The 24409-nt window shown below is 65.9% G+C and carries 22 protein-coding genes and 2 tRNA genes; 11 read left to right on the top strand and 13 right to left on the bottom strand.

All coding sequences use genetic code 11. The features are described from left to right. A partial coding sequence (locus QXH22_RS28070) for a site-specific integrase (RefSeq protein ID WP_306277604.1) occupies positions 1–747 on the bottom strand: 747 nt, incomplete at its 3' end. An 11-nt stretch (positions 748–758) separates the two neighbouring features. Next, complete coding sequence (locus QXH22_RS28065) at positions 759–1460, bottom strand: hypothetical protein (protein WP_231752585.1); 702 nt, start codon at positions 1458–1460, stop codon at positions 759–761. Between the two features lie 270 nt (positions 1461–1730). On the opposite strand from QXH22_RS28065, the gene QXH22_RS28060 reads away from it, so the two are divergent. Both QXH22_RS28060 and QXH22_RS28055 read left to right on the top strand, forming a co-directional pair. After that, complete coding sequence (locus QXH22_RS28060) at positions 1731–2828, top strand: XRE family transcriptional regulator (protein WP_016895225.1); 1098 nt, start codon at positions 1731–1733, stop codon at positions 2826–2828. A gap of 15 nt (positions 2829–2843) precedes the next feature. Beyond that, on the top strand, positions 2844–3173 hold the full coding sequence (locus QXH22_RS28055) for a hypothetical protein (protein ID WP_016895224.1): 330 nt from the start codon (positions 2844–2846) through the stop codon (positions 3171–3173). A 72-nt stretch (positions 3174–3245) separates the two neighbouring features. Here QXH22_RS28055 and QXH22_RS28050 read toward each other — a convergent pair whose 3' ends face one another. After that, positions 3246–5204 (bottom strand): cation-translocating P-type ATPase, encoded by a 1959-nt coding sequence (locus QXH22_RS28050; RefSeq protein WP_016895223.1) that lies wholly within the window; start codon positions 5202–5204, stop codon positions 3246–3248. Continuing rightward, complete coding sequence (locus QXH22_RS28045; protein WP_082658790.1) at positions 5201–5581, bottom strand: metalloregulator ArsR/SmtB family transcription factor; 381 nt, start codon at positions 5579–5581, stop codon at positions 5201–5203. Before QXH22_RS28045 ends, QXH22_RS28050 begins: the two co-directional genes overlap by 4 nt. A gap of 82 nt (positions 5582–5663) precedes the next feature. Between QXH22_RS28045 and QXH22_RS28040 the strand changes: the two genes are divergently transcribed. Both QXH22_RS28040 and QXH22_RS28035 read left to right on the top strand, forming a co-directional pair. Next, positions 5664–6260 carry a bifunctional 2-polyprenyl-6-hydroxyphenol methylase/3-demethylubiquinol 3-O-methyltransferase UbiG gene (locus tag QXH22_RS28040; RefSeq protein WP_016895220.1) on the top strand — a complete coding sequence of 199 codons (597 nt, stop codon included), beginning with the start codon at positions 5664–5666 and terminating at the stop codon, positions 6258–6260. Between the two features lie 34 nt (positions 6261–6294). Beyond that, a complete protein-coding gene (locus QXH22_RS28035) occupies positions 6295–6909 on the top strand; it encodes an isoprenylcysteine carboxylmethyltransferase family protein (protein WP_016895219.1) in 615 nt (204 codons plus the stop codon). 28 nt (positions 6910–6937) lie between these two features. On the opposite strand, the gene QXH22_RS28030 is transcribed toward QXH22_RS28035, so the two are convergent. The 9 genes from QXH22_RS28030 to dnaA all read right to left on the bottom strand — a co-directional run bounded on the left by QXH22_RS28030 (position 6938) and on the right by dnaA (position 19369). Next, positions 6938–7008: transfer RNA gene (locus tag QXH22_RS28030), tRNA-Ala, on the bottom strand. Between the two features lie 287 nt (positions 7009–7295). Then, positions 7296–7369, bottom strand: a tRNA-Ile gene (locus QXH22_RS28025). Between the two features lie 65 nt (positions 7370–7434). After that, on the bottom strand, positions 7435–8283 hold the full coding sequence (locus QXH22_RS28020) for a DUF3566 domain-containing protein (RefSeq protein ID WP_306277603.1): 849 nt from the start codon (positions 8281–8283) through the stop codon (positions 7435–7437). A gap of 72 nt (positions 8284–8355) precedes the next feature. Further along, positions 8356–12123, bottom strand: a complete 3768-nt coding sequence (gene gyrA / locus QXH22_RS28015; protein ID WP_306277602.1) for an intein-containing DNA gyrase subunit A — start codon at positions 12121–12123, stop codon at positions 8356–8358. A 46-nt stretch (positions 12124–12169) separates the two neighbouring features. After that, the gene (gene gyrB / locus QXH22_RS28010; RefSeq protein WP_306246526.1) at positions 12170–14203 is read right to left on the bottom strand and encodes a DNA topoisomerase (ATP-hydrolyzing) subunit B; all 2034 of its coding nucleotides are present in this window, start codon (positions 14201–14203) and stop codon (positions 12170–12172) included. Positions 14204–14447: 244 nt separating this feature from the next. Next, on the bottom strand, positions 14448–14987 hold the full coding sequence (locus QXH22_RS28005) for a DUF721 family protein (protein ID WP_306277601.1): 540 nt from the start codon (positions 14985–14987) through the stop codon (positions 14448–14450). Then, positions 14984–16135, bottom strand: coding sequence for a DNA replication/repair protein RecF (gene recF / locus QXH22_RS28000; protein WP_306277600.1), 1152 nt, complete (start codon positions 16133–16135; stop codon positions 14984–14986). Before recF ends, QXH22_RS28005 begins: the two co-directional genes overlap by 4 nt. Before the next feature lie 11 nt (positions 16136–16146). Next, positions 16147–17343 carry a DNA polymerase III subunit beta gene (gene dnaN, locus QXH22_RS27995; protein ID WP_306277599.1) on the bottom strand — a complete coding sequence of 399 codons (1197 nt, stop codon included), beginning with the start codon at positions 17341–17343 and terminating at the stop codon, positions 16147–16149. Positions 17344–17869: 526 nt separating this feature from the next. Then, a complete protein-coding gene (gene dnaA / locus QXH22_RS27990) occupies positions 17870–19369 on the bottom strand; it encodes a chromosomal replication initiator protein DnaA (protein ID WP_306277598.1) in 1500 nt (499 codons plus the stop codon). 573 nt (positions 19370–19942) lie between these two features. Here dnaA and rpmH point away from each other — a divergent pair. From rpmH to QXH22_RS27955, 7 genes are all read left to right on the top strand, one after another. Further along, a complete protein-coding gene (gene rpmH, locus QXH22_RS27985) occupies positions 19943–20086 on the top strand; it encodes a 50S ribosomal protein L34 (protein WP_306246536.1) in 144 nt (47 codons plus the stop codon). 22 nt (positions 20087–20108) lie between these two features. After that, positions 20109–20471, top strand: a complete 363-nt coding sequence (gene rnpA, locus QXH22_RS27980; RefSeq protein WP_306246538.1) for a ribonuclease P protein component — start codon at positions 20109–20111, stop codon at positions 20469–20471. Positions 20472–20560: 89 nt separating this feature from the next. Continuing rightward, positions 20561–20818, top strand: a complete 258-nt coding sequence (gene yidD / locus QXH22_RS27975; protein WP_306247919.1) for a membrane protein insertion efficiency factor YidD — start codon at positions 20561–20563, stop codon at positions 20816–20818. Continuing rightward, on the top strand, positions 20802–21935 hold the full coding sequence (gene yidC / locus QXH22_RS27970; protein ID WP_306246540.1) for a membrane protein insertase YidC: 1134 nt from the start codon (positions 20802–20804) through the stop codon (positions 21933–21935). Before yidD ends, yidC begins: the two co-directional genes overlap by 17 nt. Before the next feature lie 113 nt (positions 21936–22048). Further along, positions 22049–22600, top strand: coding sequence for a R3H domain-containing nucleic acid-binding protein (locus QXH22_RS27965; RefSeq protein ID WP_306246542.1), 552 nt, complete (start codon positions 22049–22051; stop codon positions 22598–22600). Between the two features lie 109 nt (positions 22601–22709). Continuing rightward, positions 22710–23447, top strand: coding sequence for a 16S rRNA (guanine(527)-N(7))-methyltransferase RsmG (gene rsmG, locus QXH22_RS27960; protein WP_306277597.1), 738 nt, complete (start codon positions 22710–22712; stop codon positions 23445–23447). Between the two features lie 5 nt (positions 23448–23452). Continuing rightward, a complete protein-coding gene (locus QXH22_RS27955) occupies positions 23453–24406 on the top strand; it encodes a ParA family protein (RefSeq protein WP_306277596.1) in 954 nt (317 codons plus the stop codon). Positions 24407–24409 lie beyond the last annotated feature (3 nt).

The raw sequence follows: 24409 nt of genomic DNA, 5'->3' as shown, positions 1-24409 counted from the left end.
GAGGTAAGCGGCGTACAGGTCGAAGAACCGGCGGGGCGCGGCCACCGCGAATTGCGCTCGCTGCTTTGACAGCGCCCCGTTGGCGTTGTCCTCCCGGCGGCACACCTGCACTCGCTTGCGCATCGGGTCCAGGTCGGCGTGCCGTAGGCCTAACGCCTGCCCGACCCGCAGGCCCAGGTCATAGAGCGCGGAGAGCAGCAGCCGGTCGCGGTGGGTCGACGCCGCCGCCAGCAACGTCGCGAAGTCGGCCTCGAAGTCGATCAGCTGCACGGTCTCTGCCGGCTGCTTGCCCGGCCGGGTCAACCGGGAGACCGCGCTGGGGTGGCGTTGCTCGATGTGGGCCAGGAAGCTGTGTGCCCGGCGCGGGAGCCGCGACGGGTTGCGGGTCAACACCAGATCCTGCGGTCCGCGGCCTTCGACGCGGTGGAACTCGTAGAACTCGCGCACGGCCGCGCTCACCGCTTTGACCGTTCCCGGCGCCCGGCTACCGGACCGGGTCGGCAGCGGGGGCAAACCGGCCGACAGCGCCCCCACGAAATCACACAGTGCGTCGAATACTACGGCGTCCCAGTCGATTCCGCGTGCGCCCAGCCACCGGTAGAACAAGCTCAGGTGGCGCGCATACGAGCGGACGGTGTTCTGCGACCGGCCGATCGCACGCAGCCAGTGCAGGAACTGCTCGACCTCCCCGACCGGTAGGCCTGAAGCGTCTACGACCGTCCACGACGCCCGTCCGTGGATGGTCACCGGTGCCGCCTTCACTCGGCATCCCGGGTTTCCTCGGGGCGCCGGGGCCGCACCTGGATGTCGGGCCGCAGGTCTTCCTGCGGTTGGCGGGCCGGCATCGGCGCGGCTGCGGCGGTGTCGGCAGGAAGTGCCCCGGGCAGCCACTTCATGTCGCGCTTGCGCCACGTCGCGTATTGGGCCTGCACCTTGGCCATCGGAACCTCGAAGCGGTCCCAGTCGACGCCCGGCGCGCTGACCCAGATCCGGCGGATATGGGTGTCGGTGACGATGTCGTAGTCCCAGGTCAGCTCGCAATGGGTGGGATCGCCGATCAGGCCCAGGGTCGCCGAATCCTGGGTGAAGAACGCGGTCCGCCGCGGGGTGGTCGGTTCCATCTCGTTGTGGTGGATCATCATGTGCGTCTTGCCGCGGCTGTTGATCTCGGGCCAGCGGTAGGGCTTGACGACCGTGTGTCCGGGTGGATGCATGCCGCGGGTGCTCAGCCACACATCGGTGCCCGCCGCGACGGCGGCCGCAACATATGTGCCGCGCCCGAGCCCTTGCATCACGGTTCGCAGATGTGCGGAGTGCCGGGCCGACAAGGCGTTCCAGTCATCGACGGCGGCCAGCAGCATCGCCCCCACCCCGACCGCCACCTGGTTGAGCAGCCGTCGGGCCTCCTTGCGGGAGACCGGACGGTCGGGTGTGTTGGGTTGATCCATCGGAGCTGTCACGACCCCGCCTTTCAGCCGAAAACCTTGCATAGAATCGTGCGGACCGGGGTAAAGTTTGAGGCCGGAAGACACGCCGATCGCATACGGAGCAGCCGGTCTGCAGGCGTCACGGGCTGGAGTTGCGCTATCGTCACACCAGCCACACACGCCCCACGTCCGTTAGTGGGCGTGAACTGGGAAAACGCAGATCAAACGGTGTTTCTGCGCGAATTCGCGGCGGCGGCGGGCTAGTGTCGAAAGACAGCACCGAGACGGTTGGGGAGGCGATCTGTGACGGCACCGGACCCGTACGACGACGCGGCGAACAGCGTGATGGTGCAGTTGACCCGGTTGTCGCGTGGGTGGTCGAAAAAGCGCCTGGCCGACGAGGCCGGGGTGTCGGCCTCGCACGTCAGCAGGGTCGAGGCGGGGCTGCTGCCCCTGGCAGGGAAGGCCTTGCTCGACTACGCGCAGGCCATGGAATGCCGCCCGGAAGCGCTGTGCGTGCCCTTCACCCGGTCCCCGGCCCAGGGCAGCCACTTCCGGGCCAACCTGAGTGCGGCCGAGTGGAAGCGTGACCGCGTGTGGGCGCGCGCGAATCTTGTCGCGATGCGGATCGGCCGCCTGGTGTCCCGCGCCGACATCAACCCCAAGCTTGCGCTTCCCGATCTCGACCCGGCCGACTACGCCTCCGAGCTCGGAGAGATCACCGTCGCCCAGGTTCTGCGCCGCCTGTGGCGCGTCGCCGGCCCGATCCGCTCGATGACCGAATTGCTCGAAGCCGCAGGGGTGTTCGTTGTGGTCGATGGTTTCCTCGACGACGAGATCGACGCGGTGACCCTGCGAGCAAGCGAGTATCACCCGCACCTGGTGTACGTCAACGCGGCCCGGCCGCCCGACCGCATGCGGATGACGCTGGCCCACGAACTCGGCCACCTGGTCATGGATGCGATGACGCTGGTCAGCCCCGCCGAGGCCGAGCGGCGGGCCAACAGTTTCGCCGCCGAGTTCCTCGCCCCCATCGCCGACATCGGCTTTGACTTGGACCGCGTGTCAGTGCGGGCCGTGCATGAACTCGATGAGCTGCGCCTCACCTGGGGTGTGAGCGCGTCGTCGCTGGTCGTGCGGGCCCGCGAGCGAGGTGTGCTCTCCGACTACCAGTACCGCTCGATGTTCCGGCTGCTCAACGAGACCGGCCGCATGTATGGCCCCCGCCCCGGCGTGGCCGAGGAGATGCCCCGTCTCGTCGGCGACGTACTCGGCCAACTCGCGGCCGGCGGCTACACCGCCAGTGAACTCGACGACATTACGCTGCTCACCGGCGCGCAACGCGGCGCGCTCTTCGGCGTAAGCGACAGGCCCGGCGCCCGGCACCTCACGATGGTCTAAACACCGGGCGCGATCGTGGGCTGGAATCGCACCCCGGTCCGCGACGAGCAGTGGAAAGCGCCGGTCCACTGGACCAAGCAGGGGCAAGCCCTTGAGCAGGACCACGCCGCAGGCGGCCGCCGATGCCGTGTGGTGAACGACAGTGGTGGTGCGCTCGGACGGGTCGTCCTGCGGCGCAGATACCTGCGTATCTACGCCGAACTGCGGTGGCAGACCAACAACAAAGAATGCAGCACGTACCTCTGCCAGGTATCAGGCAAGAGCCGAAGCGCAAACCTGGCGGCCGCCTGGCGGCGAGCGCACAGTCTCGGCCTGACCGCTGCCGGCCGTGACGCAAAGGCGTGATAAGTCATCGGCAAACACCACACCTTGCTGACCTCCTCGCCTGGCTGGTTACGCGATGGATGATGCCGGTGGTCAACGCGATATCGCGGAGGCGGCTACTTCGGCCACCGGATCATGGTCCCGGCCTGGCTGTGCCAGTGGTTTGGTGCGCCCGGCCCGGACACCGTTGGCGATGACGACGATTTCGGCGAGTTCGTGCACCGCGACGACCGCGGCCAGGCCGAGCACACCGGTGAGGGCGAGCGGGATGAGCACTGCGATCAATCCCAGTGAGAGGCCGACGTTTTGGAGCATGATGCGCCGGGCTCGCCGCGCGTGGGCCAGGGCCTGGGTGAGGTGGCGCAGGTCTTCACCCATGAGGGCGACGTCGGCGGTTTCGATGGCCACGTCGGTGCCCATCGCACCCATCGCGATCCCCAAATCGGCGGTGGCCAGAGCGGGGGCGTCATTGACGCCATCACCGACCATGGCCGTCGAGGAGCGTTGGCGCAGTTGACCGATCAGCGCCGCCTTGTCTTCGGGCCGCAGATCGGCATGCACCGTATCGATCCCCACCTGGCGGGCCAGGGCTTGGGCGGTCGCTTGGTTGTCGCCGGTGAGCATGGCGACCTGATAGCCGCCGCGGCGCAGGTGTTCGACGACCTGGGCGGCTTCGGGCCGCAGTTCGTCGCGCACCGCGACCGCCCCAATGACCTGACCGTTGTCTTCGACCAGCACGGCGGTGGCGCCGGCGGCCTGCATGGCCGCGACGTGTTCGGACAAGGGTCCGGGGTCGAGCCAGCCGGGGCGCCCGAGCCGTAGCCGGTGGCCGTCACGGTGGCCGAGCAGTCCGGCCCCGGTCACCGCCTCCACATCCTCAGCTGGTTGGACCGGCCCCTCGGTGGCGGCGAGAATCGCTGCAGCCAGCGGGTGTTCGCTGCGGGCCTCCAACGCCGCCGCCACATCTAACACGTGGTCGCGGCTGTTGCCGTTGGTGGTGGCGACGTCGATGACGGTGGGCTGGTTGGCGGTCAGGGTGCCGGTCTTGTCTAGCGCGACGGTGCGCACCGCGCCGAGGGCTTCCAGCGCGGCGCCGCCTTTGACGAGGACGCCGAGCTTGGAGGCGGCGCCGATCGCGGCGACGACGGTGACCGGCACCGAGATGGCCAGCGCGCACGGGGAGGCGGCCACCAGCACGACCAGGGCACGTTCAATCCACACCAGCGGATCACCCAACACGGAACCGATGGCGGCGATCAGCGCGGCCGCGACCATGATCGCCGGAACAAGCGGTTTGGCGATGCGGTCGGCCAGGCGCTGGCTGGCGCCCTTGCGGGACTGCTCAGCCTCCACGATCGCCACGATGCGGGCCAACGAGTTATCAGCAGCGCTGGAGGTGACCTCGACTTCGAGCACCCCGGTGCCGTTGATCGATCCGGCGAACACATCACTGCCGGGTCCGGCCTCCACCGGAACGGATTCGCCGGTGATGGCCGAGACATCCAGTGCGGTGCGCCCCGAGGTGATGGTGCCGTCGGTCGCGACCCGTTCGCCGGGCTTGACCAGCATCCGGTCACCGACCCGCAACTCCGCTGGCGGGATGGTGATTTCGGCGCCGTCGCGCAGGACGGTGGCCTCGTCGGGCACCAGCGCCAACAACGCGCGCAGTCCCCGGCGGGTCCGGGCCAGTGAGTATTCTTCGAGGCCCTCGCTGATGGAGAACAGGAACGCCAGCATGGCGGCTTCGCCGACCTCGCCGAGGATCACCGCGCCGATGGCAGCGATCGTCATCAGCGTGCCGACCCCGATCTTGCCTTGCGCTAACCGGCGCAGCGTCGAGGGTACGAACGTGTAGGCCCCGATCGCCAACGCCAGCGCATACAGGCCGATTTCGACCACATGGGGGCCGCCGGACCAGCCGACCGCATAGCCGGCCAGCAGCACCACCCCCGCGGCTGCGGCCGCGCGTAGTTCGGTGATCTCCCAGAGCCGTTCGGGTTCCTGCTCGCCTTCGTTGCGGTCGTCGCTGCCGCAGCCGCACGCCTCGCTCATCGCGCTACCTTCCGTTCAGTCGGGTGGCCGTAGTTGGGGCACAAGGCGACGGCGTTGCCGGTCGCCTCCAACACCGCCTCGGCCTCGCGAAACATGTCCAGCAGTTCCGGCCGGGCCAGCCGATACACCGAGGCGCGGCCCTGGGGCCGGAAATCCACCAGCCCACAGTCGCGCAGGCACGCCAGATGCGACGACACCGTCGATTGCGCCAATCCCAACTCACCGGTCAGATCCACCACCCGAGCCTCACCACCAGCTAGGCGGCGGGCGATCGCCAACCGGGTGGGATCGGACAGACTGTGAAACAACGCCACCGCCCCCGCCAACTCGTCGCGCGATGCACTCGGCGGCGCAGCACCCATACTTTTCATCGACATATCGCGATGATAGCCTACAACCTAGATTGATCGGAATTAGTCGATGACAGCGCTTGCGATTGATGAAGGCTGAGGTGGCGCGGTGAAGCTCAACACCATCGAACGGGCAGCGATGAACAACCCGATTCGGGCTGCCCATCAACACCATCGGGAAGCCGCATGGTTTCGCCGCCTCGCCGGTGGCGACCTCACCGGCCAGGACGTACTCGAGACCGGCTGCGGACGAGGTGTCGGCTCCGAAGTCATCCTCGACCGGCTCCAGGCCCGCCACGTCACCGCATTCGACCTCGACGACACCATGGTCGAGCTCGCCCGCAAACGCCTCCATCACAGGCCCGTATCCCTGTCAGTCGGCGATGTCTGCGACATCCATCAGCCGACCGCCAGCCACGACACCGTCGTTGACTTCGGCATCATCCACCACGTCCCGCACTGGCAGCTGGCCGTCGCCGAGATCGCCCGAGTGTTGCGCCCCGGTGGGCTGCTGTTGTTCGAGGAAGTTCCACGCCGCATGCTCGACACCTGGGCGTTCCGCACATTCACCGTGCACCCACGCGAAAACCGCTTCGAGTCAGACGAATTCGCCGCTGAACTGGCCCGCCACGGCCTGCACGGCACCGCCCGCATCGAACACCACCTTCGCGGGCTCCTCTTCATCGGGGCCGCCCGAAAGATCTGACCTGCCACCCCCGCGACCACGAAAGCCGACCACGATGTCCGCGATGTACGCCATCATCGCCTTGCTCCTCGTCGCGGCTTTCTGGCTGCTCGACGGCTACGTGCGAGCCCGTATTCAACGCCATCGCACCGGCGACAGCGGCATCCGCATCCCTCGCACACCCAAACAGTGGTGGGCCCGAGGAACCCTGGCCTCCGGCATGCTGCTGCCCGGCATCGCCGCCCCCATCGCCGAACTGCTGGGCCTGCAGCCAGTGCCACTGTTGGACCACGGGCCCAGCCGCGTCGCCGGCATCATGCTCGCCGCACTGGGCGTGTTCGCCGCGTTCGGCGCCCAACGCGCAATGGGATCTTCGTGGCGCACCACTGTCGACCCCACCGAACGCCCGCCACTGGTCACCACCGGCATTTTCGCGATCGTGCGCAACCCCATCTACACGTCGATCAACGTCATGGTTATCGGACTAACCTTTGCGGTTCCCAACGGTATTGCACTCGCCGGCGTCGTGATGATCATCATCGGTAGTCAACTGCAGGTCCGCCTGATCGAAGAGCCCTACCTCACCGCCACCCACGGCCAGGCCTACCGCGACTACTGTGAGGCTGTCGACCGGTTCCTGCCCGGCATCGGGCGGATCAGACGGGCGTAGTGTCACCGCCGGCCGTACCGACCAAAGGTGGAGCCACGGGGAATCGAACCCCGATTTGAGCCTTGCAAAGGCCCCGTTCTACCGTTGAACTATGGCCCCGTCATGGATATGACCGTGGCGGTATCACCGCTGGTCACACCCACTTTCATCTACCTCTCCTAGAGATAAGCTACGAACCCCTGACACCCGCCTTGCAAAGGCGGTGCTCTACCAACTGAGCTAAGGCCCCTCTGGTTTGTCAGGCACGTCGCCAGGGGTGACATCGGGCGCCACGTGCCAGACCTCGACGTCGCGGCGCGATCGAACCACCGCCGCCGCGCCGAGGGCGGCGGCCGCTGCCAGGGGCAGCGTGAACTTCACACGACGTTTTGACGGGCACATGATCGTGGGCCTAGGAGGACTCGAACCTCCGACCTCTTCGTTATCAGCGAAGCGCTCTAACCGCCTGAGCTATAGGCCCGTACTGCCAGTACGGCCGAGCGACGAGATTACCGCACGGGCCGCCTGACTCCCAAAACGTCCCAATTAATCCCGGTCGGCCAGCGTCACTTCGATCCCGCCGATCAGGTCGGTCGTCAGGTTGTAGACAAAGGCGGCGATGGTGGCCATCGCCGTCATCAGCACGATGTTGACCAGACCGATCAGCACGGCCCCGCCGAAAATCGTTCCGCTCGAGACGAGTTCGCCGCTGCTGCCGCTGGTGTTGTTCAGCAGATCGCCGACGTTGCTGTTCAGCTTCGCCCACACGCCCATGCCGCCGAGCACCAGGTAGAGGAACGCCACCGCGATCATCCACACGAAGAACAGGGCCACCGACAGCAGCAGCGATACCTTCAGCGTGCTCCACGGGTCGATGCGCCGGATCTGCATGCTGGCCCGCACCGGCCCGCGGCCACGCCGCGAGCCCACCGCGACCGCCCGCGACTCCCGCGCCTCGCCACTGGCCGGGCGCGCGGTGGACGTCGAGGGCGTCTCAGCGGGCCGTTCCGGTTTGCGTGGCGTGGCCCGCGGGATCGGACCGGAGAGATCCGGCAGTTCGCTGGCATACGCCTCGGCCGGTGAGTTTTCGCTGCGCACGGCTGGGACCTCCGCCTGTGGGCCGGGCGTCGGCGACGACGTCCCGGAGATGAAACGGTTCAGCCGAGCTTCCGAGCTGGTCTGCGTCCGCACGTCGGTGGGCGGGTCGGCCGCCGGGCGGGACCCGGTCTGCGCCCCGGCGCGGGTGGCGCCGCGCTGCCAGGGCGGCGAGTCTGCGCCCTCCGGAAGGCGGCCGGGACCGGTCGCCGCCCGGTGCGCACCGGCACGTTCGCCCAGCCCGTCCCCGTTCGGGTTGTCACCCTGACTGGGGCCGCCCGGCTCGTTCGGTGAACTCACCCCGACTCCTTACATGTCTGCTCAGGTAGCTGAGTCTATGCCGGGATCGCCACGTGCCGACCCCCCGCCCGGTCAGGCGCCCGACTCCTCGCCCTCCACCTCGGCGTCGGCGCTCTCCTCGGCGTTGCGCGCGATGGCCAGCAAGGTGTCACCCTCGCCGAGATTCATCAGCCGACCACCCTTGGTCTGCCGCCCGGCCTTGCGGACCTGCTTGGCCGTGGTCCGGATGACTCCGCCGACGGAGGTGATCGCGTAGAGCTCGCTCTCGTCGTCGACGATCAGCGCCCCGACCAGCCGGCCACGCCGCCGGTCGTACATGATCGTCAGCACGCCCTTGCCGCCACGGCCCTGCACGGGATACTCCTCGATGCCGGTGCGCTTGGCGTAGCCGCCGGCGGTGGCGACCAGCAGGTAGGTCCCCTCCCGCACCACGTTCAAAGACAGCAGCCGGTCGTCGGCGTTGAACCGCATGCCCTGCACGCCGGAGGTGGCGCGGCCCATCGGCCGCAGCGCCTCGTCGGTCGCCGAGAACCGGATGGACTGGCCGTTGGCAGACACCAGCAGCAGGTCGTCGTCGGCCGAGCACAGCACCGCACCCACCAGTTCGTCGCCATCGCGCAGGTTGACGGCCACGATGCCGCCGGAACGGTTGGAGTCGAAGTCGGTCAGCTTCGACTTCTTCACCAGTCCGTTGCGGGTGGCCAGCACCAGATACGGCGCATCCTCGTAACTCTTGATCTGGATGACCTGGGCGATGCGCTCCTCGGGCTGGAAGGCCAGCAGGTTCGCGACGTGCTGACCGCGGGCGGTACGCAAGGCCTCCGGCAGTTCGTACGCCTTGGCCCGGTAGACCCGGCCCTGGGTGGTGAAGAACAGGATCCAGTCGTGGGTGGAGCACACGAAGAAGTGCCGCACGATGTCGTCCTGCTTGAGTCCGGCGCCCTGCACGCCCTTGCCGCCGCGCTTCTGGCTGCGGTACAGGTCGGTCTTGGTGCGCTTGGCATAGCCGGTCTCGGTGATGGTGACGACGACGTCCTCGCGGGCGATCAGGTCCTCGTCGCTGACATCCCCGTCGGCCGCGATGATTCGGGTACGACGGTCGTCGCCGTGCTTCTCCACGATCTCGCCGAGTTCGTCGCGCACGATGCCGCGCTGACGTTCCGGTTTGGCGAGAATGTCTTCCAGGTCCGCGATTTCGGCTTCGATCTTGGCCAGGTCATCAACGATGCGCTGACGCTCCAGAGCCGCCAACCGCCGCAATTGCATGTCCAGGATCGCCTGGGCCTGGATCTCGTCGATGTCGAGCAACTCGATCAGGCCCTGGCGGGCGATATCGACGGTTTGCGACGCGCGGATCAACGCGATCACCTCGTCGAGCGCGTCGAGTGCCTTGACCAGACCACGCAGAATGTGGGCCCGCTCGTTGGCTTTTCGCAGCCGGTAGGTGGTGCGCCGGACGATCACGTCGAGTTGGTGCTCGACGTAGTAACGAATCATCTGGTCCAGCCGCAGGGTGCGTGGCACCCCGTCGACGATGGACAGCATGTTGGCACCGAAGCTGGTCTGCAGCTGGGTGTGCTTGTAGAGGTTGTTCAGCACCACTTTGGCCACGGCGTCGCGCTTGATCTCGACGACGATGCGCAACCCGACCCGGTCGCTGGACTGGTCTTCGATGTTGGAGATTCCGGCCAGCCGGCCGTCGCGGACCTGTTCGGCGATCGAGGTGATGAAGTTGTCGTGGTTGACCTGATACGGCAACTCGGTGATCACCAGCGAGGTGCGGCCGCGCGAATCCTCTTCCACCTCAACGACTCCGCGCATCCGGATGGACCCGCGGCCGGTCTTATAGGCATCGGAGATGCCTTGTGATCCGACGATCAGACCGGAGGTGGGGAAGTCGGGACCCTTGACCCGCTCCATCACTGCGGCGAGCGTCGCCTCTTCGTCGGCGTCGTAGTTTTCCAGACACCAGAAAACCGCCTCGGCCAGCTCGCGCAGGTTGTGCGGCGGGATGTTGGTGGCCATGCCGACGGCGATGCCGCCGGACCCGTTGGCCAGCAGGTTGGGGAACCGGCTGGGCAGAACGGTCGGCTCCTGCACCCGGCCGTCGTAGTTGGGGATGAAATCGACTGTCTCCTCGTCGATTTCGCGCAGCATCTCCATGGCCAACGGGGTGAGCCGCGCTTCGGTGTTGTGGCTCACGAATCCATTGGTCAGGAACGCGTGATCATCGGTGACCACCCGCAGGCTGTACACCGACTGCACGCCCGCCTCCGTGACGGAGGTGACTCTTGCGTAGTAGAAGCGGCCGTCGGTGAGATCGGTCGCGATGGCTCGCACGTCAGGATCGGCGATATGCGAGAGGATCTCGTTGCCACGGGTGCGCCAACGCTGGAGCCGATCGACGTTGTGTCGATTCAACCAGTCCCGGTCAGCCCACGTGCCACCCGCGTGCTGGCGAATGAACACGGCCAGGCCTGGAACATGGTCGTTGTCCCTGCCCGCACATGTAGGTATCGACTCAAGGATTGCCGCCAGCTTGCTCTGCTTGGCGCCACCGAAACCTACTTCGGTCGCGAACATCTCGGCTTGGGCGCGGTTGGTGATGACGACCTTGTACTCACCGGTCGCATGGAGGTACCTGCGCGACACGATGCCGAATTCAAGCAGCATCTGCTGCACGTCCCTTGCCAGCTGCATGCTGCGCGTCGAATAGGAGATTTCAATCGTGTTGCGTGGCAGGGCAGAGCAGGATCCATCGCCTTCGAACAACGCCTGCAGGAATGCCCGTTTGACCGCGGCGGCGGAGTGCCACAGCCACTGTGGCACGCACTTGTCGGCCGAGCGCTGCCCACAGAGCTGACCCAACCGTGATTCTTTCAGCGCCGAAACATTATGGATGTCAAGCTCATTGAGCATGGAGCCCGACGCAATCGTGCGTTGAGATAGGTACCGCTTACCGCCGACGACCGCATCGTAGGCCGCAACCACCATATTGAAGTAGTCACGGTCGACGTTGTTGAATCCCGCTCGGGATTCGGACACGAACCCTTCACTGATGAAGGCTCCCAGTAGGAGAGCTTCCATCGTGTCGTGCCACTCCGCCGGGCCGAACTCCATCGGCGGCGTGCGCTGCAAGACGACGTGGTCATCCGGGCCGATTTCCTGGATCAACTTCCACAGCAGCGTCGGAACGCCACCGACGTTAACCAGACACAGCAGCGGGTGATTGGCGGTGCCGGTTACTTCGTAGCCCTCCGCGGTGCACACCTTGTATGTCTGGTGGGAGCCCGAGTGGAACAAACGATCGACCGCGACCGGATTCCCGTGCCTATCGAGGACCTTGAGCCCGACCGGGTTGTCGGAGTTCGGTTCAGCTCCCGGGACTAGGTCCGCAATCCGAGCTGACTGCCCAAACGGCAGCCGAACCAACGCATCACCGGTGACGCAGTACCTCATCGCGGCTGGTGGGTCATTACCCGGCGAACCGAAGTTCCCCTGTCCGTCCACCAGCGGGTAGCGCAGCGACCACGGCTGCGCCATGCGCACCAGGGTGTCGTAGATCGACGCGTCGCCGTGCGGGTGGTAGTTACCCATCGTCTCGGCGACCGAACGCGCCGACTTGGCGTGGCTGCGATCCGGCCGGAAACCGCTGTCGTACATGGCATACAGCACGCGGCGGTGCACCGGCTTGAGCCCGTCGCGGACTTCCGGCAGGGCGCGGCCCACGATCACGCTCATCGCGTAGTCGATGTAGCTGCGCTGCATCTCCTGCTGAATGTCGACCGGCTCGATCCGGTCTACCCCACCGTCACCTGGAGGCAGCGTTGTGTCAGTCATAGATTCCTCGCCTGCTGGTTGAAACGCGGACCGGGGTCAAACTTCGTCAGACATCTAGGAAGCGAACGTCTTTGGCATTACGCGTGATGAAGCTGCGGCGCGCCTCGACGTCCTCACCCATCAGGATGGAGAACAGTTCGTCGGCCGCGGCGGCGTCATCGAGCGTCACCTGCCGCAGCACCCGGACCGTCGGGTCCATGGTGGTTTCCCACAGTTCCTTGGCATCCATCTCGCCCAGACCTTTGTAGCGCTGGATGCCATCTTCTTTGTTGATCTTCTTACCGGACTTCAAACCCGCTTCCAGCAGACCGTCGCGTTCCCGGTCGGAGTAGGCGAATTCGGGCTCGATGCGCTGCCACTTCAGCTTGTACAGCGGCGGTTGCGCCAGGAACACGTGGCCGTGCTCGAGCAGTGGGCGCATGAACCGGAACAACAACGTGAGCAGCAGCGTCGAAATGTGTTGTCCGTCAACGTCGGCGTCGGCCATCAGGACGATCTTGTGATAGCGCAGTTTGGTGATGTCGAACTCGTCGTGAATGCCGGTGCCCAGTGCGGTGATGATGGCCTGGACTTCGGTGTTCTTCAGCACCCGGTCGATGCGGGCCTTCTCGACGTTGATGATCTTGCCGCGCAAGGGCAGAATCGCCTGGAACATCGAGTCGCGGCCGCTCTTGGCCGAGCCGCCGGCCGAGTCACCTTCCACCACATACAGTTCGGACTTGCGGGGGTCGGTCGAGCGGCAGTCGGCGAGCTTGCCGGGCAGACCACCGAGATCGGTGGCGCTCTTGCGCCGCACCAGTTCGCGCGCCTTGCGTGCGGCAATCCGCGCCTGGGCCGACGATACCGCTTTGTTCACAACGGTTTTGGCTTCGGAGGGGTTGGCTTCGAACCAATGCGTGAGCTGCTCGTTGCACACCTTCTGCACGAACGACTTGACCTCGGTGTTGCCCAGCTTGGTCTTGGTCTGACCCTCGAACTGCGGTTCGGCGACCTTCACGGAGATCACCGCGGCCAGCCCCTCGCGGATGTCGTCACCGGTGAGGTTCGGGTCCTTCTCCTTGAGCAGCTTCTTGTCTTTGGCGTACTTGTTCACCACCGAGGTCAGAGCGCTGCGGAAGCCTTCTTCGTGCGTGCCGCCCTCGTGGGTGTTGATCGTGTTGGCGAAGGTGTGCACCGACTCGGAGTAGCCGCCGTTCCACTGCATCGCAATCTCGACCTCGTGGCCGGTGCCCTTGCCTTCGAAGTCGATCACGCTCTGCTGGATCGGGCTCTTGGTCCGGTTGATGTGCTTGACGAAGTCCACCAGGCCACCGGGGTAGTGGAACGTGCGCTGCTTGACCTTGTGCGGAGCCTTGGATTCGGCCGCCTTCTCTTCGGCGGACTTTGGTGCCTCGGCGGTGTCGCTGACGACCTCGTCGACGACCTCGTCCTGCTCTACCCGCTCGTCGGTGAGATTGATGGTCAGGCCCTTGTTCAGGAATGCCATCTCCTGCAGCCGGCGCGCCACCGTCTCGAAGTCGTATTCGGTGGTTTCGAAGATCTCCGGGTCCGCCCAGAACCGGATCGTAGTTCCGGTCTTCCTGGTCGCCTCGCCCTGCTTGAGAGTGCCGGGCACGGCGCGTTCGTAATACTGCGACCATTCGTGGCCGTCGCGTTTGATGTCGACTTCCAGGCGCGTGGACAGCGCGTTGACGACGGAGACACCCACGCCGTGCAGACCACCACTGACCGTGTAGCCACTGTTCTCGCCGCCGAATTTTCCGCCGGCGTGCAGTTGGGTCATGACCACGTCGACGGTGGGTGCGCCGGTGGCGTGCATGGCCACCGGGATGCCACGGCCGTCGTCGGCGACCTCGACACTGCCGTCGTCGAGCAACCGCACGTCCACCTTGGTGGCGTAGCCGGCCATCGCCTCGTCGACTGAGTTATCGACCACCTCCCAGATGAGGTGGTGTAAACCACGCTCCCCGGTGGAGCCGATATACATGCCCGGACGTTTGCGGACAGCCTCCAGTCCTTCCAGGACGGTGATGGCTGAAGCGCCGTATTCGTTCTGTGCCTTCTTCTTCGGGGCAGCCACGGTCGGAATGCTCTCCTTGGGGTTGCATGCGAGCGGTCTAGTCACCGCAGCGGTCGCATGGGCCTACTCTACCGTGAAGCACCGTCAGCACCGATTTTGTGGGCGCGTTTCCGCCCATCTGATTGCGCCGTGCGCTCAATTTCTTCGCTGTGGCCGCGTCCCGACGTTCCAGATAAGCGTTCGTCAATTTCTGGCGGCTCTGAGACGGCTGTGGTTTGTGTCCCGTTCACCCGGCCCAACCACCCTAGCCGTAGGTGTCGCGCGGGCCACGCCCGGCGATGTGACGGGGGCCTTTCCGCCACGACGGCGCGGTCGGCCCGGTGATTTTCAGCGAGGTCACCACACCGTTGCCGACGGCGGCGGCAATCTTGGCCAACAGTTGCGCCTGCATGAGGCGCAACTGCGTGGCCCAGGCCGTGGATTCGGCCGTGACGCTGAGCACCCCGTCGTTGAGTGCGGCCGGAGTAGCGTGCTCGGCGATCTGCGCGCCGACCACCGAAGTCCAATGACCGAACACGGTGCCCTCGGCGACCTGCGTGGTCCAGCCCTGCTGCTTGGCGAGGTCACGGGCGAGCCTGCCCAACGGCTGCGGGTCCCGCGGGTCAGGTCCCGGTCCCGACCAGCTGCGCCGGCCGCCGGCCCCGCGCCGGCGGGGCAGGGGAGCGGCACGTCCCCTCCCGGCGTCCTGGCCACGTTCGCGGGCCGCCGCGCGAGCCTCCTCCAGGGTCCGCCGCACCAGATCGAGCCCGCGCTGGTTGACCTCGTCCTGCTGGTCCTCGGTCATTCCCGCACCTCCGACACCGGCCCGGTCTCACGCTCGCGCAATTCCACGTGGACCCGCCGCGCCTCCCACCCGTCGGGAATGTCTTCCGGGACCGCGGCGGTCACCAGGACCTGCTCGGCAGATTCGGCGACCGAGGCCAGCGCGCGGCGCCGTTTGACGTCCAGTTCCGCGAATACGTCGTCCAGCAACAACACCGGGTCGCTTCCCTCGGCGCGCAGTAGTTCGTATGCCGCCAGCCGCAGCGCCACCGCGAATGACCACGATTCACCATGGCTGGCAAAGCCTTTGGCGGGCTGGTCACCCAGGCGCAGTTCCACGTCATCACGGTGTGGACCGACCAGGCAGACACCGCGCTCCAATTCCGCGGTGCGGCGAGCAGCTAAGGCACTGAGCAGAACTGCCTCCAACGACTGCGGATCGGCCGCCGCCACCGGCACCACCGCGTCCGTGCTGGCGCGGTACCCAATCGCCGCCGGACGTGATTCGGGTGCCAACAGCTGGTACGCCTTTTCCACCTCCGGCGCCAGCTGGTTCACCAGGTCGATACGGGCTGCCATCAGCGCCGCACCGTGCTCGGCCAGCCTGCTGTCCCACACCTCGAGGGTGTCCAGTGCGCCCTGGTCACCGCGGAAGCGGGCCCCCGACAGGGATTTCAGCAGCGCGGTGCGCTGCCGCAGCACCTTGTCATAGTCCGCGCGCACCCCGGCCAGCACGGGCCGGCGTACCGTCGCCAGATCATCCAGATAGCGGCGCCGCTCCGCCGGGTCGCCGCGCACCAGCGCCAGGTCCTCCGGGGCGAACAACACCGCCCGAAGCACACCGACTATCTCCCGGGTACTGCGCACCGGCGACCGGTTCAACCGGGCCTTGTTCGCCCGGCCGGCGGCGATCTCGAGGTCGACCGCACACTCGCGACCCTCGTTGACCACGATCGTCGACACCACCGCACGATCCGCGCCGGCGCGGATCAACGGTGCGTCGGTACCTACCCGGTGTGAGCCGAGCGTCGTCGAATACCAGAGCGCCTCAACAAGATTCGTCTTCCCGAAGCCGTTTCGGCCGACGAATACGGTGCGGCCGGGCTCCAGGTCGAGGTCGGCACGGGCCCACGACCGGAAATCCCGCAACGCCAAATGCCGGACGTACACGGCCCTACCGATCAGCCGGGCAGCCGCACCGGCATCAGCAGGTACACGTAATCCGTGGGCACCGCCGCGAACGGGCCGCTACCGCTGGGCACCGGGTCGTCGGCCGACGCGGGGCGCAGCAACGCGGGCTTGCCCGGCGTGGTGAATCCGAACGACACCCGCTCAGAGTGCAGCGATCCGAGTCCGTCGGTGAGATAAGTCGGGTTGAAGGCGATGGTCAACGGTTCACCCGCGTAGTCCACCGCGAGGTCTTCCTCGGCCCGCCCCACATCGTCGGCACCGGCGGACAGTCGCAGCATCCCGTCGGCGAATTCCATCCGGATCTGTGCTCCGCGGTCGGCCACCAACGCCACCAGCTTGATCGCCTCGGTCAACTCGGCCACGTTGATGGTGGCGACCGCGGTGTGTTCGGCGGGCAGCAGCTGACGGAACTTCGGAAATTCCGCGTCGAGCAACCGGGTGGTGCTGCGCTTGCCGTTCCCGGTGATACCCAGCAGCCCGTCCTTGCCTACACCCGCTCCGGCGCCCAGCGACAGCCGGACCTCCGAACCGTCGGCACCGGCCTTGGCCGCCTCGGCCAAGGTCTTGGCGGGCACCAGTACCGACGCCTCGATGTCCGGCGACAGCGCTGACCAGGTCAGCTCGCGCACCGCCAGGCGGAACCTGTCAGTTGCCGCCAAAACCACCGTCTCGCCGGAGATCTCGACCCGGATACCGGTCAGCATGGGCAGCGTGTCGTCGCGACCGGCGGCGATCGCGACCTGCCCGATCGCCTCGGCGAACAGCTCGGCGGGCAATGACCCGGTTTCGTCGGGCAGCGTGGGCAGCGTCGGGTAATCCTCGACGGCCATCGTCGGCAGCGAGAACCGGGCGCTTCCGCAGGTCAATGCGACACGGTTGCCGTCGACGTAGAAATCCACCGGCTTGTTGGGCAGCGCCCTGGTGATGTCGGACAACAGCCGCCCGGATACCAAAACGCTTCCCGGTGAGGCGATTTCGGCGGCAACCTGCACCTCGGCGGAAACTTCGTAGTCGAATCCAGAAATCGTCAGGCCGTCGTCGGTCCCGGTGAGCAACACCCCGGAGAGCACCGGGACGGTCGGCCGGGACGGGAGGTTCTTGGCTACCCACGACACCGCTTCGGCGAAGGACTCCCGGACCAAACGAAACTTCAAATCGGTGACAGCCCGTGTTGTAGCCGCGTCCATTGCGTCCCTTCACCTAACGTGACGTCCAAATCCGTGCCCAGCTCCCCCGCCGGCGTTGGGGACCCTCCGTGACGAACGCCGCTGACGAAGTGATTCGCCAGGACGGCCGCAACAGCAGTCGAACAACAACCGTAGAGCTTATGAGTCCAACTTGAAAGCTAATCATCGGCAGGGACAAGGCGCTTGCGGGGATGCTCTGCGCATCCGTCCGTACGGATGTCCCCAGGCGTGTTCTTCAAAGAAGAAATGACGAAGAGATCTCAATATCAGTATTAAGGGCTGTGCAATCTGGGGACAGGACGGCCTTGCCCCAGCTTGGGGCCGGATGGGGCTGTGGATTGCTGGGGACGGGCCTGTGTGATCCGCGGTGCACGGTTGGGGACGAATCACCGATGTGCACCAAAAGGCCGGTGCTGCACTCCAGTTTGACCGGGTTGTGCACAGGGCTACCCACACCGCGGAGCTGATGCGGGTGTGACTCGAGGTAGAGAAGTTTTTTGCAGAAAATGTGGCGAGGACCGCAATTTCAGCGCTTGGAGCGCTGCCGGATGCGGGTGGTGAGCTCTTTGACGTTGTCGAAGATCTCGCGGCGCTCGGCCATCTCGTTGCGGATCTTGCGTTCGGCGTACATCACGGTGGTGTGATCGCGGCCGAAGGCCTGCCCGATCTTGGGCAGGGAGAGGTCGGTGAGTTCCCGGCACAGATACATGGCGATCTGGCGCGACTGGGCGAGCGGGCGGGCCTTGCCCGGGCCGCGCAACTCTTCGACGGTGGTGTCGAAGTACTCGGCGGTGGCCGCCATGATGGTGGCCGCGCTGATCTGCATGCCGCTGGCGTCGGCGATCAGGTCGCGCAACACGATCTCGGCCAGCGACTTGTCGATCGCGGTCTTGTTGAGCGATGCGAATGCGGTGACCCGGATCAGCGCGCCCTCGAGTTCGCGAATGTTGCGTTCGATGCTGCTGGCGATGAGTTCCAGCACATCATCGGGCACGGCCAGGCGTTCGACTTGTGCTTTCTTGCGCAAGATGGCGATGCGCGTCTCGAGGTCCGGCGGCTGCACGTCGGTGATCAGTCCCCACTCGAAACGGGTACGCAACCGGTCTTCCAGGGTGGCAAGTTGCTTGGGCGGCCGGTCGGAGGAGATGACGATCTGCTTGTTGGCGTTGTGCAGGGTGTTGAAGGTATGGAAGAACTCTTCCTGAATACCGTCCTTGCCCTCGATGAACTGGATGTCATCGACCAGCAGCACGTCGACGTCGCGGTAGCTGCGCTTGAACGACACCTTGCGGTCGTCGCGCAGCGAGTTGATGAAGTCGTTGGTGAACTCTTCGGTGGAGACGTACTTGACGCGCATCCCGGGAAACAGCCGCTGGGCGTAATTGCCGGCGGCATGCAGCAGGTGGGTTTTGCCCAGGCCGGACTCTCCCCAGATGAACAGGGGGTTGTACGCACGGGCGGGTGCCTCGGCAATCGCGAGGGTGGCGGCGTGGGCGAACCGGTTGGAGGAACCGATGACAAAGGTGTCGAAGGTGTAGCGACGGTTGAGGCTGGTGCCTGACGCGGCCGCGGTGTCGGTGGCCGTCGGGCGCTCGGCAAAGTAGTTCGGCCAGTTGTGCCCAGGTCCCACGACGGTGTCGCCTTGGTCGTCTTCGGTGCCGGGGCGGTCGGGCCGTTCGGAATCCTCGATCGGGGCCGGCATGTCGGGAGAGGAGGGGGCCTCGTCGTCGGCGGGCGGAGGAGCGATGCGGACGCCGAGCTGGATCTGCTGTCCGAGGCGACGGCTGAGCGCGTCGGTGATCGGGGTGCGCAGGTGACGTTCGATCTCGTTCTGCACGAAGACGCTGGGCACCGAGAGCAGAGCAAACCCCTCGACGATGGTGAGCGGCCGCACGAGTTTGAGCCACGCCCTTTGCTGCGCGGTCAGCGGGGCGGCGAGAGTGGACCCGTTGCCGGCCTCACCGTTGAGCTCGGAGACGACCGCGTTCCACACCGTGGCGAATCCGGAACCGGGGTCATCGGTCAACGACGCATCTCCCTGGTCCGACGGTCGGAGTACAACGTTTCGGTAGCAACAACGCACCTGTCCACATGGTTATCCACAAATGTGGAAAGGAAGGTCAGTAGCAAGCCGCAGCCTACCGGCAACGGCTCGCGATCTTCGCGCTGTAGACAACCACGTGATTGCCCGATCAGCTAGTCGATCCGCCATCCTCGCTTCAGTGTCATTGTCAACCAAGTCCCAAGTCCGTACCGGCTTGGAAACTACCCCGCCCGAAGCTAACAGTTTTCGCTCCGGCTGCCAACAGTTCTTTGTATTCTGCTGGCGTTCTTCATGATCCTGCTATCAGCGATGATGCGCGGCACCGGTGTTTGCCGCGCACGAGGCGAGGGTCCTGGGTCTGCTGGGGCGGGCGAGGTTTGACCAGGAGAAGCCTCGTCAGTACCCTCAAACAGTCGCCCGAAAGTCGGCGATACGGCTGCGACCCGGATAAGCACCTCGGGGACCGCGCCGGCCAGCAAGCGAGAACACCTTCGCCCACGAGTTGCCGAGCATCAGCGGGCGGACTGTTATGCCATACACAGCGAGGAGAACGCGGTGGCCAAGGGCAAGAGGACGTTCCAGCCGAACAACCGGCGTCGAGCCCGCGTTCACGGATTCCGGCTGCGCATGCGCACCCGCGCAGGACGGGCGATCGTTGCCAACCGGCGCGCTAAGGGTCGCCGCTCTCTAACTGCCTGATCGCCATTCAGGTTTCCCAGCGGTGCTTTCCGCACGGAACCGCATGAGGCGGTCGGCCGAGTTTGACGCGACGGTGAAGTACGGGATGCGCACTGTGCAGCCCGATGTCATCGTGCATGTCCGACGGGCCAGCCAGCGTGAGGACGACGAGGGGCCACGAGTCGGTCTGATCATCGCCAAGCGGGTGGGGACTGCGGTCGAACGCCACCGGGTCGCCCGCCGCCTGCGGCATGTCGCGCGTCCGTTGTTGGCCGGCCTGCATCCGCGCGACCGGGTGGTGATCCGCGCGCTGCCCAGCAGCCGGCATGTGTCCTCCGCCTGGCTCGATCAACAGCTTCGCAGTGGACTGAAGCGGGCGTTCGACACGGCCGGCTCCGAGCGGTGAGTACATCGGTGGGCGCCCCCGTGCGCGCGGTCCGGGCGGGCGCCCCGGTGGTGCGGGCGCTGATCTACCTCATCCAGCTTTACCGGCACATGGTGTCGCCGCTGCGCCCGGCGACGTGTCGGTTCATTCCTACTTGCAGTCAGTACGCCGTCGAGGCACTCACCGAATATGGACTGATTCGGGGAACCTGGCTCGCGGCGGTCAGGCTCGGCAAGTGTGGTCCCTGGCATCGGGGAGGATGGGATCCAATTCCGGAGCGCTGCGAGTGCCCGGTCGACGAGGACGTCTCGCCGGAAGCGGTCGACGGCCGCCCGGCGAAGCAAGGGGAGAGTGAATCTGTTGTTTGATTTCTTCAGCTTGGACTTCATCTACTACCCGGTCTCATGGATCATGTGGCTCTGGTACAAGGCGTTCGCGTTCCTGCTGGGCCCGGATAACTTCTTCGCCTGGGCGCTGTCGGTGATGTTCTTGGTCTTCACCCTGCGCGCACTGCTGTACAAGCCGTTCGTCCGGCAGATTCGCACGACGCGGCAGATGCAGGAACTGCAACCACAGATCAAGGCCCTGCAGAAGAAGTACGGCAAAGACCGCCAGCGGATGGCCCTCGAGATGCAGAAGCTGCAACGCGAGCACGGTTTCAATCCCATCCTCGGCTGTCTGCCGATGCTGGCCCAGATCCCGGTGTTCCTGGGGCTCTACCACGTGCTGCGCTCGTTCAACCGGACCACCGGTGGTATCGGATTGCAGTCGATGTCGGTCGAGCAGAACAAGATGATCGGCAACTATGTCTTCACGGCCCTCGACGTGCAGAACTTCCTGAAGGCCAATCTGTTCGGCGCACCGATCGGCGCCTCGATGACTCAGAAGGGCGGGCTGGACGCCTTCGAGCATTTCAGCCGTCCCGCGGTGATCGCGGTCGGCGTGCCGGTGATGATCCTGGCCGGTGTCGCGACGTACTTCAACAGCCGCGCCTCGGTGGCCAGGCAGAGTCCCGAGGCCGCGGCCAACCCGCAGACCGCGATGATGAACAAGCTCGCGCTGTATGTGTTCCCACTGGGCGTTGTGGTCGGCGGCCCGTTCCTGCCGCTGGCGATCATCCTGTACTGGTTCGCCAACAACATCTGGACGTTCGGTCAGCAGCACTACGTGTTCGGGATGATCGAGAAAGAGGACGAGGCCAAGAAGCAGGAGGCGCTGGAACGGCGGGCGGCCAATGCGCCTGCGCCGGGAGTCAAACCCAAGCGCACCAAGTCCGCCGCCGCGACCACGACGGGATCGGTGGTCGACACGGAGTCGGGGGAGTCCGGCTCGACGGATGCCGACGGGCTGGAGCCGAACGGGCAAGCTGCCAAACCGCCGGCCGGGAAGAGCCCGCAGAGTCCGTCGCCCAAACCGGCCAACCGAAGTAGCGGCCCGGGCCGTACCCCGCGGCCGGGGGCACGGCCGAAGAAGCGCAAACGCTAGTAGGCGCCTGACTTGCCGGGGCTGGCCTACCGGGCCGCAACCCCAGAACACCAAGCAAGACATCGCGGCGCAACGCCGTGAACACCAACCCGTGGATGAGGGGAGAGAGAGCCATGACGGAAGCCGACACCACCGAACTCGACGCAGTGGAAGGCACGACCGACGCGGAGAACGGCGAAGCCGCGGACGAATCCGACGACCTGGAAGAGCGATTGGTCGCCGAGGGCGAGATCGCCGGTGACTATCTGGAAGAACTGTTGGACCTGCTGGACTTCGACGGGGACATCGATCTCGACGTCGAGGGCAACCGCGCAGTCGTCAGCATCGACGGAAGTGACGACCTGAACAAGTTGGTCGGTCGTGGTGGCGAAGTTCTGGATGCGCTGCAGGAGTTGACGCGTCTGGCGGTGCACCAGAAGACAGGGGTGCGCAGCCGACTGATGCTCGACATCGCCAGCTGGCGTCGTCGCCGCCGGGAGGAGTTGGCGTCGCTGGGCGACAAGGTGGCGCGGCGCGTGGCGGAGAGCGGCGAACGCGAAGCGTTGTCACCCATGACACCGTTCGAGCGCAAGATCGTGCATGACGCGGTGGCGGCCGTCCCCGGCGTTCACAGCGAGAGCGAGGGTGTCGAGCCGTCGCGCCGCGTTGTCGTGCTGCGTGACTGAGTCGTGATCAACCGTGACCTCGCCGTGACTCTGGGACTTACAGCGATGTAGTTTCCCGCGGCGCCGGCACGGCAGGGATTATGGGGTCGGGCGGGGAAGAGCGGAGGGAATGTTTCACGTGAAACATGTCGATTCGCACGACCCCGCAGAACCGCAGTCGCCGGCAGATGCCCCGGCAGAGGCCGGAGCCCCCACCGCATCCGGACCGCCGCCCGCGGCCAGAGAAGTATTCGGTCCCCGCCTTGAGATCGCCGAGCGCTACGCCGCGGTCCTGGCAACCGCCGGTGTGGAACGAGGCCTGCTGGGACCCCGTGAAGTAGACCGGCTCTGGGACCGTCATCTCCTGAACTCCGCGGTGGTCGGGGAGTTGCTGGGCCCCGGCACGCGAATTGTCGACGTGGGTAGTGGGGCAGGACTGCCCGGCATACCGTTGGCGATCGCCCGTCCCGACCTCGAGGTGGTGTTGCTCGAACCGCTGCTGCGGCGCAGCGACTTCCTGCTCGAGGTGGTGGGCGATCTCGGAATCACCGCCGAGGTCGTGCGGGGCCGCGCGGAAGAGCGGGCCGTCCGGAACATCGTGGGCGGTGCGGACGCCGTGGTGTCCCGTGCCGTGGCGGCGCTGGACAAGTTGACGAAGTGGAGTATGCCGTTGCTGAAGGAAGACGGGCTGATGATCGCGATCAAAGGGGAGCGCGCTCCCGACGAAGTGCAGGAGCACCGGCGTGTGATGGAGTCGATGGGTGCCGCAGATGTCAGGGTGGTGAGGTGTGGCGTGAACATTCTGGAACAACCGACTACCGCAGTGGTAGCGCGTCGCGGACGCCCGGTGCGGCGGCGGAACAGGTGAGCGCCATGAATACTCACGGAGTAGCGGCCACGGCGGCAGGGGCGCACAATTCCACCGTGAATGTTTCACGTGAAACATCGACCGACTTTGACACCCCGATCGGCGCCGCGGCCGAGCGCGCAGTGCGGGTGCTGCACTCCACGCACGATCCGCTGCCTCGCCCACGCCAGCGCCGCCTGTTCACCATCGCGAACCAGAAGGGCGGGGTGGGCAAGACAACCACCGCGGTTAACCTGGCGGCGGCGCTGGCGGTGCAGGGACTGAAGACGCTCGTCATCGATCTCGACCCGCAGGGCAACGCAAGCACCGCGCTAGGCATCGCCGATCGCCAGTCCGGTACTCCGTCCTCATACGAGGTACTGATCGGAGAGGTCTCGTTGCGCGAGGCGCTGCGCCGTAGCCCGCACAGCGAGCGGCTGTTTTGTCTGCCGGCCACCATCGACCTGGCGGGCGCAGAGATCGAACTCGTCAGCATGGTGGCGCGGGAGAATCGCTTGCGCAACGCACTGGCCGAGCTGGACGACTTCGACTTCGATTACGTCTTCATCGACTGCCCGCCCTCGCTGGGCCTGCTCACCATCAATGCGTTGGTAGCCGCCCCGGAGGTGCTCATCCCGATCCAGTGTGAGTACTACGCCCTCGAGGGTGTGTCGCAGCTGATGCGCAACATCGAGATGGTGAAGGCACACCTCAACCCACAGCTGGACGTCACCACCGTCATCCTCACGATGTACGACGGCCGGACGAAACTGGCCGACCAGGTTGCCGAGGAAGTACGCCGCTACTTCGGGGACAAGGTGCTGAGGACTGTGATTCCTCGCAGCGTCAAGGTCTCCGAGGCGCCGGGCTACAGCATGACGATCATCGATTACGATCCCGGTTCGCGCGGCGCGATGAGCTACCTCGACGCCAGTCGTGAACTTGCCCAACGCGATCGACCATCTGCCGGGAGGGGATGAGTG

This window comes from Mycobacterium sp. TY814, from assembly GCF_030755175.1.
Lineage (GTDB): Bacteria > Actinomycetota > Actinomycetes > Mycobacteriales > Mycobacteriaceae > Mycobacterium.
The sequence above is the reverse complement of the archived record's forward strand: the minus strand, read 5'-3'. Positions and strand labels throughout refer to the sequence as shown.

What these genes read in the sequence shown, in the direction of transcription:
- QXH22_RS28045 (WP_082658790.1), bottom strand. Translation starts at nt 5,581, where the DNA reads ATGTCGATGAAAAGTATGGGTGCTGCGCCGCCGAGTGCATCGCGCGAC.
- QXH22_RS28050 (WP_016895223.1), bottom strand. Translation starts at nt 5,204, where the DNA reads ATGAGCGAGGCGTGCGGCTGCGGCAGCGACGACCGCAACGAAGGCGAG.
- QXH22_RS28005 (WP_306277601.1), bottom strand. Translation starts at nt 14,987, where the DNA reads ATGACCGAGGACCAGCAGGACGAGGTCAACCAGCGCGGGCTCGATCTG.
- QXH22_RS28035 (WP_016895219.1), top strand. Translation starts at nt 6,295, where the DNA reads ATGTCCGCGATGTACGCCATCATCGCCTTGCTCCTCGTCGCGGCTTTC.
- QXH22_RS27965 (WP_306246542.1), top strand. Translation starts at nt 22,049, where the DNA reads ATGACGGAAGCCGACACCACCGAACTCGACGCAGTGGAAGGCACGACC.
- dnaN (WP_306277599.1), bottom strand. Translation starts at nt 17,343, where the DNA reads ATGGACGCGGCTACAACACGGGCTGTCACCGATTTGAAGTTTCGTTTG.
- gyrA (WP_306277602.1), bottom strand. Translation starts at nt 12,123, where the DNA reads ATGACTGACACAACGCTGCCTCCAGGTGACGGTGGGGTAGACCGGATC.
- QXH22_RS27955 (WP_306277596.1), top strand. Translation starts at nt 23,453, where the DNA reads ATGAATACTCACGGAGTAGCGGCCACGGCGGCAGGGGCGCACAATTCC.
- rsmG (WP_306277597.1), top strand. Translation starts at nt 22,710, where the DNA reads ATGTTTCACGTGAAACATGTCGATTCGCACGACCCCGCAGAACCGCAG.
- yidD (WP_306247919.1), top strand. Translation starts at nt 20,561, where the DNA reads ATGGTGTCGCCGCTGCGCCCGGCGACGTGTCGGTTCATTCCTACTTGC.